We start from the raw sequence: 14862 nt of genomic DNA, 5'->3' as shown, positions 1-14862 counted from the left end.
CTCAGCGGAAGTTGACGAACTGCAGGTCGAGGTCGAGGTCGGCCCCGCGCAGCAGCGCCATCGTCGCCTGGAGGTCGTCCCGGCTCTTGGACGAGACGCGGAGCTCGTCGCCCTGGATCTGCGACTTGACCGACTTGGGGGCCTCGTCGCGGATCAGCTTGTTGATCTTCTTCGCGTGCTCCTGGTCGATGCCGTCCTTGAGGGTCGACTCGATCCGGTACTCCTTGCCCGAGGCGAACGGCTCGCCCGAGTCGAGGCTCTTCAGGCTGATGCCGCGCTTGATGAGCTTGGTCTGGAACACGTCGAGGATCGCGTTCGCCCGCTCCTCGGTGTTCGCCTTGATCAGGATCTTCTCGCCGCTCCACGCGATCGAGGCGCCGACGTTCTTGAAGTCGTAGCGCTGCTCGACCTCCTTGTGGGCCTGGTTGAGGGCGTTGTCCGCCTCCATCTTGTCGACCTTGCTGACGACGTCGAACGTTGAATCTGCCATGCCTCCGAGCTTAGCTTTCGTGCCTCGGCGGGGCCGATGCGGAGGTGGCCCTGGTACGAAGGAGGCGTGCGCCGTCTCCCCGCCCTGCTGATCCTGCCGCTCGTCGGTCTCGTGCTGGCGGGCTGCACCCGTCCGGCGGAGCCCGCCGTGGAGGTCGAGGACGGCCTGGTGACCGTTCCCCCGGCGGCCCCCGCCCCGGCCGCGGCCGATCCGGCGCTGCTGGAGGACCCGGACGAGACGGCGGCGACGCCCGTCCGCCTGCTCACCAGCGGCGAGTGGCTGGCCGGCACGGCCGAGGGCAGCGGGATCCCGGTGCGCGCGCTCACCGCCTATGCGGGCGCGGCGCTGCTCACCTCCTCCGTCGACCCCGGCTGCGGCCTGGACTGGGCGACGCTCGCCGGCATCGGCTACGTCGAGAGCCGCCACGGCACGATCTTCGGCGGCGAGCTCGGCGAGGACGGGCGCCCGACCGAGCCGATCTACGGACCGTCGCTCGACGGCACGCAGTTCGACCGCGTCGAGGACAACGACGGCGGCGCACTCGACGGCGACCCGGAGACGGACCGCGCGATGGGGCCGCTGCAGATCATCCCCGCCACCTGGATGCGCTGGGCCTCGCGCGGCTGGGACCCGCAGAACGTCGACCAGCAGGCGGTCACGGCGGCGCGCTACCTCTGCGAGTCCGGCGGCGACCTCACCACGCAGTCGGGCTGGCGCGACGCGATCGCGGCCTACAACCCGGCGACGAGCTACGCGGGGAAGGTCGCCGAGGCGGCGTCCCGCTACGCCGCGGCGGCGGGCTGACGCCGATCCCCGATCCGGCCGATTTCCCATCTCGCGAGCCCGCGGGTATCCTTGTCCAGCGCCGTCGGTCGAGAGCATGCCTCCCGGTCGGGTGCGCGACGGCGAGTTACCCTAGCGGCCAAAGGGATCTGACTGTAAATCAGACGGCGTAGCCTTCGGGGGTTCGAATCCCTCACTCGCCACAGCACTGCACGAGCGCGGTACCGCACGAGCACCGCACGAGCACAGCACCGCACGAACGAAGCCCCGCACCTGCCTCCCCGGAGGCGGTGAGCGGGGCTTCTCCCGTTCCGCCGCATCGCGGCGCACGCGACGGCGCGATGGTGGCACTGAGGGGTGCGTCCATCGACGGTCACCAGTCGATGGACGGGTGGAGGATCTGCCGGCGCCAGAGGATTTGCTTGTCGACCATCGTCAGCTGCGCGAACTCGGCGGCATCGTCCCAGTGGCTGTGGATGGCGTCCCGGACCTCCTCGACGATCGCCGACGCGGCGCGGCGACTGAGACCGTAATCGGCTGCTGCGGAGAGCAGACTCCCGAGATTCGAGTCTCTCCGTCCGGATCTGCTGTACGCCAAGGCCTGGTTCGCGCGTTCGCTCCGGCTGCTCGCAGGGCTGAGATCGTAGGCCGGTGTCAGCTCGAGATGCCGACCGTCCCAGAATGCCGCGTGATTGCGCAGGTGGTCGTCCGTGTTGCTCACGGCGATGTTGAAGGCGACGCGACGGAAGATCTGGTCGCTCACGCCCTCGGGCCGCGCGGTGGTGGTCCTCAGTGCGTCGAGGATCTCAGGGTACGAGCCGTACGGCAGGAATGTCTCCGGCGCATCGAGCAGGGTCAGCGCGGAGACGACGTGGTGACGACGACCTCCGCCCGGACGATCGAACCGCTTGAGAAGCAGTGCCTTCCGACCCAGCGAGCGGACGATCGTCATCTCCGCGGTCGGGATCCCGGCGTGGGAGGCCAGGAAGGTGGCAGCGGCCTCGGCGCCGACCACGTCGATCGGGTCGTCCGAGGTCGCGAACTTGGCGATGTACTCGGTCTCCTCGCTCGCGAGAAGTGCCTTCGGTCGTGCCCCGCCGATGGCCGTTCCGGCCAGGAGCGCGTCATCGAGGTCGGGAGTGAGCGGTGTTCCTGCTTGCACGAGTTCGGCGGCGTCGTACAGCTCGGTGAGGGAGGCGGCTTCGCCGCTGAGTTCGTACTCGTCCGGTCGGCTCTGGAAGTCGATGGCCCCGAGACGGTTGGAGGCGGAGCGGATCAGATACTCGCCCTCATCGAGCAGGGTGGTGTCTCCATCCGCCTCCTGGCCGAGCGTGCGGTTGACGATGACCCGCCGCCCCCAGTTGTCCGGGGACGCATCTCTGATCGCGCCCGGCATGTGCAGGTTCGCCTGCGGCTCGAACCATACGCCGGGCTGGAGCGGGAGGGCGGGGCCGTAGAGACTGATCGCCTCGGTCCTCGCCGCATACCTGTCGCTGTAGCGGAAGCGGAGGTCGTCGCCACGACGCCGCAGGAGCCCCGCGGGAACGGGCTCGGACGACCCGGGCAACCAGGTCCAGACGTAGATGTCAGAAGTCGAAGTCGCCATCGGCGCCCTCCCGCGGCATGTAGGTCTTGGCGGGAAGCAGGGCGACGCGGTCCTCACCGCGCTTGCGGGCGCGGGCCAGCTCCACGGGGTCGGTGATGCCGAACAGGTCGACGCCCGCGAGGACGGCGATGTTCAGAGCGTTCCCGATCGAGACCGACGGCTTGCCGGTCTCGAGCGCGAGAACCGTGGGGACCGAGACTCCGGCGCGCGCCGCCAGTTCGGCTGAACTCCAGCGGCGCGCGTGCCGCGCGATCCTCACTTGGGCGCCGAGCAGGCGCAGCGCGTCGCCGGCGACGGGATTCAACGAGATCGCAGTCCTGCCCATGATGACGACCCTCGAATAAAATAGTTCAGATGATGCCCGGCGCATCCCAGGAACTATTTTATTGCCGACGGCCTCTCCGGTCTACTGCGACTGCGCGAGGAACTGCGCGAGGGAGAGCGGGGCGCGGCCGGTGAGGCGCTCGACGTCGGGGGAGACGTGCTGCATCTCGCCGGCGGCGACGGCGGTGTAGGTGCTGATCCAGGCGTCGAGCTGCCAGTCGGGGGCGTTCCAGCGGCGGCGCGAGGCGCGGGCCTCCTCGAGGGTCTCGTCGATGAAGACGGCGGGGTGGCCCGCCGCGGTGAGCACGGCGGCGATCTCGTCGAAGGTGAGGGCCTCGGGGCCGGTCAGCTCGTAGGTCGCGCCGAGGTGCTCCTGCGGGGCGCGGAGGATCGCGGCGGCGGCGCGGGCGACGTCCTCGCGGGCCACGATCGCGGCGCGTCCGGTGCCGGCCGGGCCGCGGATCGCGCCGTCGTCGCCGAGCATCGCGGGCATGAAGTCGAGGTAGAGGTCGTCGCGGAGGAACGTCCAGCCCATGCCGGAGGCGCGGATCGCCTCCTCCGTCGCGGCGTGGTCGCGGGCGAGGGTGAAGGTCGCGGTGGGGGAGGCGCCGACGAAGGACGTGTAGACGACGTGCTCGACGCCCGCGCGCGCGGCGGCCGCGACCATCGAGAGGTGCTCGGCGAGGCGGTGCTCGTTCTCGGCGGCCGACACCATCAGCAGGAGGCGGACGCCGTCGAGGGCGTCGCCCGGGTCGGCGAAGGAGGAGCGGATCGCCGCCGACCCCGGCAGCTCGGGTGCGCGCGACGGGTCGCGGGCCAGGAGGCGGAGCGGGACGCCGGCGTCGGCGAGCAGGCGCGCCACGCCTCCGCCCACCGCCCCCGTGGATCCGGTGACGGCGATCGGGGGGAGGGTGCTCGGCTGTGCGCTCATGCCCCCATGATCCTCCGCGTGCCCCGCCCGTGCCCCGCCCGCATCCCCGCCTCCCTCCCCGGCGGTCCCTAGGCTGGACGCATGAGCGCCCACGCCTCCCTCCTCGCCATCGCCCGCTCGATCGCCGTCGAGGCGGCGCACCTCGCCCGGCAGCGCCGGCAGGACGGGGTCGAGATCGCCGCGTCGAAGTCGTCGCCGGAGGACGTGGTTACCGCGGCCGACCGCGAGGTGGAGCAGCTGATCCGCCGCCGCCTCGCCGAGGCGCGGCCGGACGACGGCTTCCTCGGCGAGGAGTCGGGCGCCGGCGGCGGGACGAGCGGGCTCACCTGGGTCGTCGATCCGATCGACGGCACGGTCAACTACCTCTACGGCATCCCCTCCTACGCGGTCAGCATCGCCGTCGTCGAGGGCGAGCCGGAGCCGGAGACGTGGACGGCGCTCGCCGGCGCGGTCGTGAACGGCGCGACGGGCGAGGTCTACACCGCGAGCCGGGGCGGTGGGGCGGAGCGGGACGGGGTCGCGCTGCGCGTCACTCCGCCCGCGTCGCTCTCGCTCGCGCTGGTCGGCACCGGCTTCGGCTACGACGCCGAGCGCCGGATGCGGCAGGGCGCGGTGGTGCAGGAGCTGCTCGGCTCGGTCCGCGACATCCGCCGCATCGGCTCGGCGGCGCTGGATCTCTGCTCGGTGGCGTCGGGCGCGCTGAACGCGTACTACGAGCGCGGACTGAACCCGTGGGACCTGGCAGCGGGCGCGCTGGTCGCCGAGGAGGCGGGCGCGATCGTCCGCGGATTCGACGGCCGACCCGCGGGGAACGGCCTGCTGATCGCGGCCCCGGAGCCGATCTTCGGCGAGCTCGAGGCGCTGCTGCGCCGTCTCCGCGCCGACGAGGTGTGACCCGGGCGCCCCTCGCGCAGGGTCGGTGCATGCGCGCGCATGATCGCGCAGGATCCGCGCGCCGACCGTGCGCGGGAGGACGGGGAACGGCCTCTGCGCGACTCGCTCTGGCCGGATCGGGAGTCCGTGGCTATCCTTTATGAATTCGTGACATTCGCACAGGATGCGGTCGCGGACCCCCGAGAAGCGCGCCGACTCCCTGGCGGAGCGCCCCTCGTCCCCTGCCCCCGACGGAAGATCCGGATTTCGTGAGCCCCGATTCGCCCCTGCCCGCTGCGCCCGCAACGACCCCCGGCGAATCCCTCCCACCCCTCACCCGTCGCGAGCTGCGCGAGCGCGAGCGCGCCGAGGCCCTCGCCGCCGCCGCCGGAGCCGAGGGAGTGGCGGTCGGCCCGACCGAGCTCCGCGACGCCGAGCAGCGCGTCGCGACCGCCCGCTCCGCCGCCCCGTCGCCCGTCTCCGCCCCGCGCGTCGCACCGCTGCGGCCCGCGCGCTCCGGCCGCAGGATGGGCGGGGTCGTCGCCCTCTCCTTCGTCGCCGCGATGGTCGCCGCGACCTCGCTGCCGGCCACGTCGCTCCTCACCGCCGAGGACGTCCAGGCGCAGAACCTCGTCGTCGCCCCCGGCGACACCGCCCCGCGCGACGCGCAGTCCTTCACGACCGGCGAGGTCAGCGCCGAGACGGTCGCCCGCGACGGCTTCGGCGTGCAGGAGCGGAAGACCCAGACCGACGTCTCCGCGATCGTGCGCACCTCGGACGCGGGCTTCACCAACGACCCGAACGCCTCGATCCAGTGGCCCTTCGCCGTCGGCGTGCCGGTGGGCGACCGCTTCGGCTACCGCAACTGCGCCGGCTGCTCCGTCAACCACGGCGGCACGGACTTCAACCCGGGCAACGGCTCGCCGATCCAGGCGATCGCCGACGGCGTGGTCCGCACGGTCATCGACGGCGAGGGCTCGCTGGGCGTGCACGTCATCGTCGACCACGAGATCGACGGCCAGCTCGTCTCGAGCGTCTACGCGCACATGCAGCACGGCACCGCGGCCGTGAACGAGGGCGACCCCGTCAAGGTCGGCCAGCTGCTCGGCCTCGTCGGCACGACCGGCATGTCGACCGGACCGCACCTGCACTTCGAGATCCGCCTCGACGGCGTCACGAAGGTCGACTCGTACCTCTGGCTGAAGGCGAACGCGGGGCGCTGAGCCGCCGCGGGCCCGCCTGCTCCCGTTCGATCTGCAGGCGATCCGCGCTCGACCGCCCGTTCCGCCGCGAGTCCGCGTCCCGGGGGCGCCGGATCACCTGCAGATCGGACGGGGAGCCGGGCGTCAGCCCTCGCGGAGCCAGACCGTGGTGTCGCCCGGCAGCGCCGGCTCGTGCAGCTCCTCCGAGGCGAGCACGACCGTGCCGACCGGCGGCAGCTCCACCGGCGCCGAGCCGGTGTTCGCGATCACGGTGACGTCGCCGTTCCGGAACGCCACGACCTCCTCCGGGTAGCCCTCGAGCCATTCGATCGAGCCCGAGCCCAGGTCCTCCGCGCGGCGCACCGCGAGCAGCCCCCGGTACAGCTCGAGCGTCGAGCCCTCGACGCCGCGCTGGCTGTCGCGGGCGAAGGGCGTCCAGTCGCCGGGCTGGGGGAGCCACGAGTCGCCGGATTCGCTGAAGCCGTAGGCCGGCGCGTCCGCCTGCCAGGGCAGGGGCACTCGGCAGCCGTCGCGGCCGTAGCGCTCGCCGTGCGTGCGGAACCAGGTCGGGTCCTGCCGGGCCGCGTCGGGCAGGTCGATCGCCTCGGGCAGGCCGAGCTCCTCGCCCTGGTACACGTAGGCGGAGCCGGGCAGCGCGAGCATCAGCGCCGTCGCGGCGCGCGCGCGGCGCAGCCCCAGCACGGGGTCGGGGAGGCCGGGGGTGCGCGGGCCGATGCCGTAGCCCTGCGGGTTGTCGGCGGTGAGGGCGAGGCGGCTCGCGTGGCGCACGACGTCGTGGTTCGAGAGCACCCAGGTCGAGGGGGCGCCGACGGCGGCGAACGAGCTCAGCGAGGAGTCGATGATGTCGCGCAGCGCGGGGCCGGCCCACGGCGTCTCGAGGTAGGCGAAGTTGAAGGCCTGGTGCATCTCGTCCGGGCGCACCCAGCGAGCGAGCTTCGAGAGCGGCTGCACCCACGCCTCCGCGCAGAGCACACGATCGGCCGGGTACTCGGCGAGCAGCTCGTGCCAGTCGCGGTAGATCTCGTGCACGCCGTCCTGCGCCCAGTAGGGAGCGGTGACCGGCTCGGCGTCGTCGCCCGGCGCCACACCGCCCATCGAGCCGCTGTCGGCGGGAGGGGTGTAGTCGGGCAGGCCCTCGGCCTTGATCATCCCGTGCGCCACGTCGACGCGGAAGCCGTCGACCCCGCGGTCGAGCCAGAAGCGCAGCACCTCGCGGAAGCGCTCGCGCACCCACTCGTTCGTCCAGTCGAAGTCGGGCTGCGAGGTGTCGAAGAGGTGCAGGTACCACTGGCCCGGGGTGCCGTCGGGTTCCGTGACGCGGGTCCAGGCGGGGCCGCCGAAGACGGACTCCCAGTTGTTCGGCGGCAGCTCGCCGCTCTCGCCGCGGCCGTCGCGGAAGAGGTAGCGGCCCCGCTCCTCGCTGCCGGCGGGAGCGGCCAGGGCGGCCTGGAACCAGCGGTGCGCGCTCGAGGAGTGGTTGGGGACGAGGTCGACGATCACGCGGATCCCGAGCGCGTGCGCGCGGGCGAGCATGGCGTCGAAGTCGGCCAGCGTGCCGAACAGCGGGTCGACGTCGCAGTAGTCGGCGACGTCGTAGCCGGCGTCCTTCTGCGGCGAGGTCATGAAGGGCGAGAGCCAGATCGCGTCGATGCCGAGCTCGGCGAGGCTGTCGAGGCGCGAGGTGATGCCGGGCAGGTCGCCGATGCCGTCGCCGTCGGCGTCCGCGAAGGAGCGCGGGTAGATCTGGTAGATGACCGCGGTCCGCCACCACTCCGCGCCGGGCCGGTCGGCCGCCTCCGGGAACGTGACGGGGGAGTTCTCGGGCGCGCCGGAGAGAGCGGAGTCCAGGGTCATGCCATCAAGGGTAGCGGGCGGTCCGGAGCCGGTCGGCCCGGTGCGGACGCCGCCTGGCCTAGGGTCGACGGGTGAGCGAAGAGACCCCGGAAGCCGCCCGCGCCCGACGCCGGAGGGCCCTGCTCTGGGTGGTGCCGCTGCTCGTGCTGCTGATCGGCGGGCTGCTGGCGGCGACCCTCGCGATCGGCGGATTCGCCGTGCGGAGCATGACCAGCGCGGGGACGACCGCGGGGACGACCGCGTCGACGCCGGCGCTGCTGCACTGAGCGCAGCGGGCGCCCCGGCGGGCGCTCGCCGGCGCTCGGACCCGCGACCGGACTAGGCCGTCGCGGCCGGTCCGTCCTCGTCCTCGGGCTGGGGAGCGCGCGTGCGCTGCGCGGCCTCCTCCGAGGCGTGCGCCGTCTCCGGACCCGTCGCGCGCGACGCGTCGTCGGCGCGCTGGACGGCGTCGGCGAGCTCGTCCGAGACGAGGTACCCGGTTCCCACGGCCTCGGCGCGGTAGGCGGCCCGCCCCACCATGTGCGCGGAGATCGGCACGGTCAGCAGCTGGAACCCGATCACCAGGACGATGGTGCCCGCCGCGGCGAAGCCCGGATTCCGGATGGCGACGGCGAGCATCACGCAGACGATGCCGAGCACCTGGGGCTTCGTGCCCGCATGCATGCGGGAGAGCAGGTCGTCGAAGCGGAGCAGGCCGATCGCGGCGATCAGCGAGAGCAGCGCGCCCGTGATCACGAGCACGGCGGTGACGACGTCGAAGAAGAGGTCCATGTCAGTCCTCCTCGCGGTTGGCCATGAACTTGGCGACGCTGATCGATCCGAAGACCGCGAACAGCGCGAGCCCGAGCGCGACCGGCAGGGTGGTCGCGTGGTGGTTGATCGCCATCTCGGCGCCGAGGCCGCAGATGATCGTCGCCACGAGCACGTCGGCGGCGACCACGCGGTCCAGGACCGACGGGCCGAGCAGGATGCGCACGAGCGACAGCAGGGCGGCCGCGCCGAAGATCGGCACCAGGATCCAGACGAGCCACTCGATCATCGGAGCACCCCCGCGTCCTGGCCCAGCGGCTCCCGGACGCGGGCGACGTCCTCGCGCGAGCCGATCGCCCGGACGATGCGCGCCTCGGTCCGCAGGACGGTGCGGCGCACCTCGTCGATCCGGTGGCCCTCGTCGTGCGTGACGCCGAGCACGTGCAGGTAGAGCACGTTCTGCTGCGGGTCCACGTCGATCACCAGAGAGCCGGGCACGAGCGAGACGGCCTCGGTCGTCCAGACCAGCATCCCCTCGGAGCGGCTGCGCAGGTGCACGGCGACGATCGCGTTGTGCACGGGGACCGGCAGGGTGAGGATCTGGTACGAGACCCGGACGGACGCGACGGCGATGTCGAGCGCGAGGCGCAGCAGGAAGAGCAGGACGTACCAGGGGTTCACCCGGTTCGAGAACTCGACCGGCGGCAGGTAGAAGACCCGGGTGATGATCAGCGCGATCAGGAAGCCGGAGAGGATCGAGAGCACCGAGACGTCGTCCCAGAGCAGCACCCAGATGCCGACGAGGGTCACGAACATCGCGAACCGGTTCCAGAAGTCGACGCGGCGGCGCGGGCTCATCGCGGGCCCTCCTCTCCGAAGGACGAGTCGCGGTAGACGGTGGCGATGTAGGTCGACGGGTCGGCGACAGCGGCGGCGGCCTGCTCGCTGGCGTCGTAGAGCGGTCCGGCGGCGATCGTGAGGCCCACGCCGAAGACGACCATGCCCGCGGTCGCGAGGACCATCATCGGCGGGGAGTGCCGGGTGCGGACCGTGCCCGTGTCGTGCGGGTCCTCCTGCAGCTGGTCGATCAGCGGGGACTCGTAGCCGGGCACCTCCTCCTGACGGCGCCAGAACGCCATGTTCCAGACGCGGGCCACCGCGTAGAGGGTGAGCAGCGAGGTGATCGCGCCCGCGCCGATGACCGCCCAGATCAGCCAGGAGGGCTGGTCCGCTGCGGACTCGGTGCCGGCGACGAAGAGGCCGACCTTGCCGAGGAAGCCGGTGAACGGCGGGATGCCGCCGAGGTTCATCGCGGGGATGAAGTAGAGCAGCGCGAGCAGCGGCGAGGCCTTGAGCAGACCGCCGAGCCGCAGGATCGACGTGGTGCCGCCGACGCGCTCGATCAGTCCCGTCGCGAGGAAGAGCGTCGTCTGCACCGTGATGTGGTGGATCACGTAGAAGATCGTCGCGGCGTAGCCCGCCTCCGTGCCGATGGCGATGCCGAAGACCATGTAGCCGATGTGCGAGACCAGCGTGAAGGAGAGCATCCGCTTGATGTCGGCCTGCGCGACGGCGCCGAGGATGCCGACGATCAGCGTCAGCAGCGCGACCACCATCAGCACCTCGCTGAGCCTCCCGCCAGGGAAGAGCAGCGTCTCGGTGCGGATCAGCGCGTAGACGCCGACCTTGGTCAGCAGGCCCGCGAAGACGGCCGTGACGGGCGCGGGAGCGGTCGGGTAGGAGTCCGGCAGCCAGAACGACAGCGGGAAGACCGCCGCCTTGATCCCGAAGCCGAGCAGCAGCACCACGTGCAGCACGAGCTGGACGTCGGCGGGCAGCTCGGCGATGCGGATCGAGAGCTGGGCCATGTTGACGGTGCCGGTGGCGCCGTAGAGCAGGCCGATCGCCGAGAGGAAGAACACGCTCGAGACCAGGCTGACGACGACGTAGGTCGTGCCCGCGCGGATGCGGGGCGCGGTGCCGCCGAGCGTGATCAGCACGTAGCTCGCCGCGAGCAGGATCTCGAAGCCGACGTAGAGGTTGAAGAGGTCACCCGCGACGAACGCGTTGAGGATGCCGGCCGAGAGGATCAGGTAGGTCGGGTGGAAGATCGTGACCGGCGTCTCGCGGTTGCCGTCGACGAGGCCCTGGCCGACCGAGAACAGCAGGACGCCCAGCAGCGTGACCGAGGTGATCACGAGCATCAGGGCGGCGAGCGGATCGACGACCAGCACGATGCCCCACGGCGGCTCCCAGCCGCCCACGTACACGGCGCTGCCGCCCTCCTCGCCGGTGAGGACGAGGACGAGCAGCACGGAGGAGATGACGAGGACCGTCGTCAGCGTGACGATGTTGACCGTGATCTGCGCGCGGCGGTGCCGGCCGAGGACCAGCGCGACCGCCGCTCCCAGGAGCGGGAGGGTGACGACGAGGGGGATCAGCACGTTCATCGGTCCTCCTTCCTGTCGTCGGTCATGGCGCTCTCGGCGTGCTTCGCGGCGGTGCCCTCGTCGCTCGATTCGAGCAGGACGTCGAGGGCCCGGTCGTCGGCCGTGGTCTGGGCGGAGATGCCCGCCGCGTCCTCGCGGACGGAGGCGTCGGTCTCGTCGTCCTCGACCTGGTCCGCGTTGGCGAGGCGCCAGCGGCGGTAGATCATCGCGAGCAGGAAGGCCGACACCCCGAAGGTGATCACGATCGCCGTCAGGATCAGCGCCTGCGGCAGGGGATCGGCCATCTCCTCGGCGATCTGCTCGTAGGAGCGGCCGTCGTCGGTGACGAACGGTGCGACGCCCGAGCGCCCTGCCATCAGCAGGATCAGGATGTTGGTCGCGTTGCCGACCAGGAGGAAGCCGATCAGGATCCGGGTGAGACTGCGCTCGAGTATCTGGTAGACGCCCGCGGCGTACATCACGGCCATCACGACGACGAGGACGAGGGTGATGCTCATGCGTCGTCCCCCCTGCCCGGTCCGCCGACGACGGTCGCGCCGGTCGGCAGCTTCGTCTCCAGTCCGTCCACCGTCCCGGCACCGGGGCCGGGCGTGCTGTCGACGGAGTGGGTGACGCCGTCGCCCGAGGGGTCGCCCTGCTCGGCCTCCTCGCCGTGGCGGTCGACCTCGCCGCCGAGGCTGCGGAGGATGTCGAGGGTCAGGCCGATCACGATGAGGTACACGCCGATGTCGAAGAGGGTGGAGGTGCCCAGGTGCAGCTCGCCGAGCACCGGCAGGTAGAGGTCGAGCCAGCTGGACTCGAGCACGTCGAGACCGAAGGCGAGCGAGGAGACGGCGGTGCCGACCGCGAAGAGCAGCCCGAGCCCGAGGACCTTGCCTGCGTCGATCGGCGCGGCCTCGCCGAGCTCGAACCGGCCGCCGGCCAGATAGCGCGCGACGAGGGCGAGACCGGCGAGCAGGCCGCCCGCGAAGCCTCCGCCCGGGGTGTTGTGGCCGGTGAAGAGCAGGTAGACCGAGACGATCATCGCGGGGTGGAAGAGCAGGCGTACCAGCACCTCGAGGACGATCGAGCGGTTCTCGGGGCGCAGTGTCCGCCCGGCGACGAGCCAGGAGCCGCGGTCGCCGGTCTTCTCGGAGTCGGCGGAGGGAGCGGTGAGGTCGGTCGCCCGCTCCTCGCGGTCGGCGGTGCTCTGCTGCTCGAGGCGCGGGGCGCCGCCGGCCCGGCTGGAGAGGAAGATCAGGCTCGCGACGCCGGTCGCGACCACGACGAGCACCGAGATCTCGCCCATCGTGTCCCACGCGCGGATGTCGACGAGGAGGACGTTCACGATGTTGCGGCCCTTGCCCTCCTCGTAGGCGAGGCGGGGGAGATCGACCGAGATCGGGGTCGCCGTGCGGGCGCCGAGCGCGATCGTCGCGGCGAGGGCCATCACCGCGCCGACGGTGATGCCGATCACGGCGCGCAGGCGCTTGCGCATCGGCTGGTGCTTCTGCGCGATCCGGGTGGGGAGGCGGCGGAGCACGAGGACGAAGACGACCAGCGTGATCGTCTCGATCAGCGCCTGGGTGAGGGCCAGGTCCGGCGCGCCCTGGATGGCGAAGAGGGCCACCATGCCGTAGCCGGTCGCGCCGGCGAGGAGCACGGCCGCGACACGGTTGCGCGCGATGGCGCAGAGGATCGCGGCGAGGATCATCACCGCGGCGACGGCGAGCTGCCCGGGCGAGTCCCAGAAGACGAGGTCGCCGGGCCAGGTGCGGTTGAGCGCGGCCGCGCCGCCGACTCCGAGGACGAAGACCGCGAAGATCACCGTGAGGTAGCGGGGGAGCGAGCCGCGCTGGACGAACTCGGTGACGGTGCTGGCCACGCGGTCGAGCCAGCGGACCGTCGCCCAGTAGCCCTCGGCGGAGTCGATGGTGTTCGGCACCTTGGACTGGAGGCGCGCGACCGCGACCCGCTTGGCGAAGAGGGCGAGGCCGACGACGACGACGAGCGCGCTGATCGCGAGGGCGGGCTCGAAGCCGTGCCAGAGCGCGAGGTGGTAGCCGCCGTGGTCGGACTCCTCGGCGGCCGCGGCGAGCTGCGGGTCGGCGTCGGCCGCGCCGAAGGGGAGCGTGTCGGCGTAGACCGCGACCAGCGGGTCGAGGAGCGAGGCGCCGATGCCGCCGGCGATCGTGGCGACCGCGAGGACGACGGTGGGCGCGGTGAAGGTCCACGGCTCCGCGTGCAGGTGGGTGTCCTCGAGGCCCTTCTTCCGGGCGAACGCGCCCCAGAAGAAGCGGGCCGAGTAGGCGACGGTGAGGATCGAGCCGATCACGAGGCCGATCAGCGCGATCCAGGCCCAGAGCGAGCCCTGCTCCATCGCCGAGAGCAGGCTGGTGAAGACCGCCTCCTTGGCGACGAAGCCCAGCAGCGGCGGCAGCCCCGCCATCGACAGCACGCCGACCAGCGCGGCGCCGGCGAGCACCGGCGCCTGACGGCCGAGACCGCTGAGCTTGCGGAGGTCGCGGGTGCCGGCGCGGTGGTCGACGATGCCGACGGCGAGGAACAGCAGTGCCTTGAACAGCGCGTGCGCGACCAGCAGGGTCAGGCCGGCGAGGGCCGCGTCGCGCGAGCCGAAGCCGACCGCGACGGTGAGGAAGCCGAGCTGGCTGACGGTGCCGTAGGCGAGGACGAGCTTGAGGTCGTACTGGCGGAGCGAGCGCCAGCCGCCGACAAGCATCGTCCAGACGCCGACGCTCACGATCACGGGCAGCCAGACGGCGTCGTCGGCGAAGCCGGGGGCGAGGCGGGCGACGAGGTAGATGCCGGCCTTCACCATCGCGGCGGCGTGCAGGTAGGCGCTGACCGGGGTGGGCGCGGCCATCGCGGCCGGCAGCCAGAAGTGGAAGGGCACGAGCGCCGACTTGGAGAAGGCGCCGAGCAGGACGAGGACGAGGGCGACCGAGACGATCGGGCCGGACGGCGCCGCCTCGACGATGCCGGCGAGGCTCGAGGTGCCGGACTCGACGATGAGGATGATGACGCCGACGAGCATCGCCAGCCCGCCGAGGGTCGTCACCAGGAGCGCCTGGAGTCCGGCTCCGCGGCTCTCCTTCCGGCCGCTGTAGTGGCCGATCAGGAGATAGGAGAGGACGCTCGTCGCCTCCCAGAAGACGAAGAGGATGATGACGTCGTCGGCGGTGACCAGCCCGTACATCACCCCGGCGAAGGCGAAGAGCAGGGCGGCGAAGCGGCCGAGGGACGGCTCGTCGCTCCGGAAGTAGCTCGCGCAGTAGGCGAGGACGAGCGCGCCGACGCCGCTGACGACGAGCGCGAGGACGATCGAGAGCGCGTCGAGCCGGAAGGACAGCGCGATGTCGAGGGAGGGGATCCACGGGATCTCCTCGCGCAGCTCGCCGCCGGCGAGGATCGTCGGCAGCGACGCAGCGGTCGACACGAAGGTCGCGGCGGGCACCAGCGCGAGGGCGTAGAACACCTTCGGACCGAGGCGGTCGACGATCCAGGGGGTGACCACCGCGAGGGCGAACGTGATCACGAGGGTGAGGAGCATCACACAGTCCTCCCCGGGTCCACTCAGC

Annotated in this window: 15 protein-coding genes and 1 tRNA gene; 5 read left to right on the top strand and 11 right to left on the bottom strand. The window is 72.0% G+C overall.

Translation table 11 applies throughout. The features are described from left to right. Position 1: 1 nt before the first annotated feature. Positions 2–490: a YajQ family cyclic di-GMP-binding protein gene (locus HQQ82_RS07715; RefSeq protein ID WP_056041500.1), complete on the bottom strand. Its 489-nt coding sequence runs from the start codon at positions 488–490 to the stop codon at positions 2–4. Between the two features lie 66 nt (positions 491–556). On the opposite strand from HQQ82_RS07715, the gene HQQ82_RS07710 reads away from it, so the two are divergent. After that, positions 557–1294, top strand: coding sequence for a hypothetical protein (locus HQQ82_RS07710; RefSeq protein ID WP_173232475.1), 738 nt, complete (start codon positions 557–559; stop codon positions 1292–1294). Positions 1295–1394: 100 nt separating this feature from the next. Next, a tRNA-Tyr gene (locus tag HQQ82_RS07705) sits at positions 1395–1476 on the top strand. A gap of 170 nt (positions 1477–1646) precedes the next feature. On the opposite strand, the gene HQQ82_RS07700 is transcribed toward HQQ82_RS07705, so the two are convergent. From HQQ82_RS07700 to HQQ82_RS07690, 3 genes are all read right to left on the bottom strand, one after another. Further along, positions 1647–2879, bottom strand: coding sequence for a type II toxin-antitoxin system HipA family toxin (locus tag HQQ82_RS07700; RefSeq protein WP_173232474.1), 1233 nt, complete (start codon positions 2877–2879; stop codon positions 1647–1649). Next, positions 2860–3204, bottom strand: a complete 345-nt coding sequence (locus HQQ82_RS07695) for a helix-turn-helix transcriptional regulator (RefSeq protein ID WP_173232473.1) — start codon at positions 3202–3204, stop codon at positions 2860–2862. The genes HQQ82_RS07700 and HQQ82_RS07695 overlap by 20 nt, the downstream gene beginning before the upstream one ends. Positions 3205–3285: 81 nt before the next feature. Next, the gene (locus HQQ82_RS07690) at positions 3286–4134 is read right to left on the bottom strand and encodes an SDR family oxidoreductase (protein ID WP_173232472.1); all 849 of its coding nucleotides are present in this window, start codon (positions 4132–4134) and stop codon (positions 3286–3288) included. Between the two features lie 81 nt (positions 4135–4215). Between HQQ82_RS07690 and HQQ82_RS07685 the strand changes: the two genes are divergently transcribed. Both HQQ82_RS07685 and HQQ82_RS07680 read left to right on the top strand, forming a co-directional pair. Beyond that, positions 4216–5028 carry an inositol monophosphatase family protein gene (locus tag HQQ82_RS07685; protein ID WP_173232471.1) on the top strand — a complete coding sequence of 271 codons (813 nt, stop codon included), beginning with the start codon at positions 4216–4218 and terminating at the stop codon, positions 5026–5028. A 248-nt stretch (positions 5029–5276) separates the two neighbouring features. Continuing rightward, entirely contained in the window at positions 5277–6230 is a 954-nt protein-coding gene (locus HQQ82_RS07680) for a M23 family metallopeptidase (protein ID WP_173232470.1), read from the top strand. Positions 6231–6353: 123 nt separating this feature from the next. Here the strand turns inward: HQQ82_RS07680 and HQQ82_RS07675 are convergent, their stop codons facing one another. Continuing rightward, on the bottom strand, positions 6354–8084 hold the full coding sequence (locus HQQ82_RS07675) for a glycoside hydrolase family 13 protein (RefSeq protein ID WP_173232469.1): 1731 nt from the start codon (positions 8082–8084) through the stop codon (positions 6354–6356). A 71-nt stretch (positions 8085–8155) separates the two neighbouring features. Here HQQ82_RS07675 and HQQ82_RS07670 point away from each other — a divergent pair, with 71 nt between their 5' ends. Beyond that, complete coding sequence (locus HQQ82_RS07670; protein WP_173232468.1) at positions 8156–8350, top strand: hypothetical protein; 195 nt, start codon at positions 8156–8158, stop codon at positions 8348–8350. Between the two features lie 52 nt (positions 8351–8402). Here the strand turns inward: HQQ82_RS07670 and mnhG are convergent, their stop codons facing one another. The 6 genes from mnhG to HQQ82_RS07640 are packed head-to-tail and all read right to left on the bottom strand — an operon-like array spanning position 8403 to position 14834. Then, on the bottom strand, positions 8403–8855 hold the full coding sequence (mnhG, locus tag HQQ82_RS07665) for a monovalent cation/H(+) antiporter subunit G (RefSeq protein WP_173232467.1): 453 nt from the start codon (positions 8853–8855) through the stop codon (positions 8403–8405). A gap of 1 nt (position 8856) precedes the next feature. After that, a complete protein-coding gene (locus tag HQQ82_RS07660) occupies positions 8857–9123 on the bottom strand; it encodes a monovalent cation/H+ antiporter complex subunit F (RefSeq protein ID WP_173232466.1) in 267 nt (88 codons plus the stop codon). Continuing rightward, positions 9120–9692, bottom strand: a complete 573-nt coding sequence (locus HQQ82_RS07655; RefSeq protein ID WP_173232465.1) for a Na+/H+ antiporter subunit E — start codon at positions 9690–9692, stop codon at positions 9120–9122. Before HQQ82_RS07655 ends, HQQ82_RS07660 begins: the two co-directional genes overlap by 4 nt. Then, on the bottom strand, positions 9689–11284 hold the full coding sequence (locus HQQ82_RS07650; protein ID WP_173232464.1) for a Na+/H+ antiporter subunit D: 1596 nt from the start codon (positions 11282–11284) through the stop codon (positions 9689–9691). The genes HQQ82_RS07655 and HQQ82_RS07650 overlap by 4 nt, the downstream gene beginning before the upstream one ends. After that, on the bottom strand, positions 11281–11781 hold the full coding sequence (locus HQQ82_RS07645) for a Na(+)/H(+) antiporter subunit C (RefSeq protein WP_173232463.1): 501 nt from the start codon (positions 11779–11781) through the stop codon (positions 11281–11283). Before HQQ82_RS07645 ends, HQQ82_RS07650 begins: the two co-directional genes overlap by 4 nt. Beyond that, entirely contained in the window at positions 11778–14834 is a 3057-nt protein-coding gene (locus tag HQQ82_RS07640; protein WP_173232462.1) for a Na+/H+ antiporter subunit A, read from the bottom strand. The genes HQQ82_RS07645 and HQQ82_RS07640 overlap by 4 nt, the downstream gene beginning before the upstream one ends. Positions 14835–14862 lie beyond the last annotated feature (28 nt).

The organism is Rathayibacter sp. VKM Ac-2856 (genome assembly GCF_013205055.1).
Taxonomy (GTDB): Bacteria; Actinomycetota; Actinomycetes; order Actinomycetales; family Microbacteriaceae; genus Rathayibacter.
This window is presented reverse-complemented; position numbering and strand designations above follow the sequence as displayed.

Coding starts and splice junctions, on each gene's coding strand:
- HQQ82_RS07715 (WP_056041500.1), bottom strand. CDS start 490: ATGGCAGATTCAACGTTCGACGTCGTCAGCAAGGTCGACAAGATGGAG.
- HQQ82_RS07700 (WP_173232474.1), bottom strand. CDS start 2,879: ATGGCGACTTCGACTTCTGACATCTACGTCTGGACCTGGTTGCCCGGG.
- HQQ82_RS07695 (WP_173232473.1), bottom strand. CDS start 3,204: ATGGGCAGGACTGCGATCTCGTTGAATCCCGTCGCCGGCGACGCGCTG.
- HQQ82_RS07690 (WP_173232472.1), bottom strand. CDS start 4,134: ATGAGCGCACAGCCGAGCACCCTCCCCCCGATCGCCGTCACCGGATCC.
- HQQ82_RS07685 (WP_173232471.1), top strand. CDS start 4,216: ATGAGCGCCCACGCCTCCCTCCTCGCCATCGCCCGCTCGATCGCCGTC.
- HQQ82_RS07675 (WP_173232469.1), bottom strand. CDS start 8,084: ATGACCCTGGACTCCGCTCTCTCCGGCGCGCCCGAGAACTCCCCCGTC.
- mnhG (WP_173232467.1), bottom strand. CDS start 8,855: ATGGACCTCTTCTTCGACGTCGTCACCGCCGTGCTCGTGATCACGGGC.
- HQQ82_RS07660 (WP_173232466.1), bottom strand. CDS start 9,123: ATGATCGAGTGGCTCGTCTGGATCCTGGTGCCGATCTTCGGCGCGGCC.
- HQQ82_RS07655 (WP_173232465.1), bottom strand. CDS start 9,692: ATGAGCCCGCGCCGCCGCGTCGACTTCTGGAACCGGTTCGCGATGTTC.
- HQQ82_RS07650 (WP_173232464.1), bottom strand. CDS start 11,284: ATGAACGTGCTGATCCCCCTCGTCGTCACCCTCCCGCTCCTGGGAGCG.
- HQQ82_RS07645 (WP_173232463.1), bottom strand. CDS start 11,781: ATGAGCATCACCCTCGTCCTCGTCGTCGTGATGGCCGTGATGTACGCC.
- HQQ82_RS07640 (WP_173232462.1), bottom strand. CDS start 14,834: ATGCTCCTCACCCTCGTGATCACGTTCGCCCTCGCGGTGGTCACCCCC.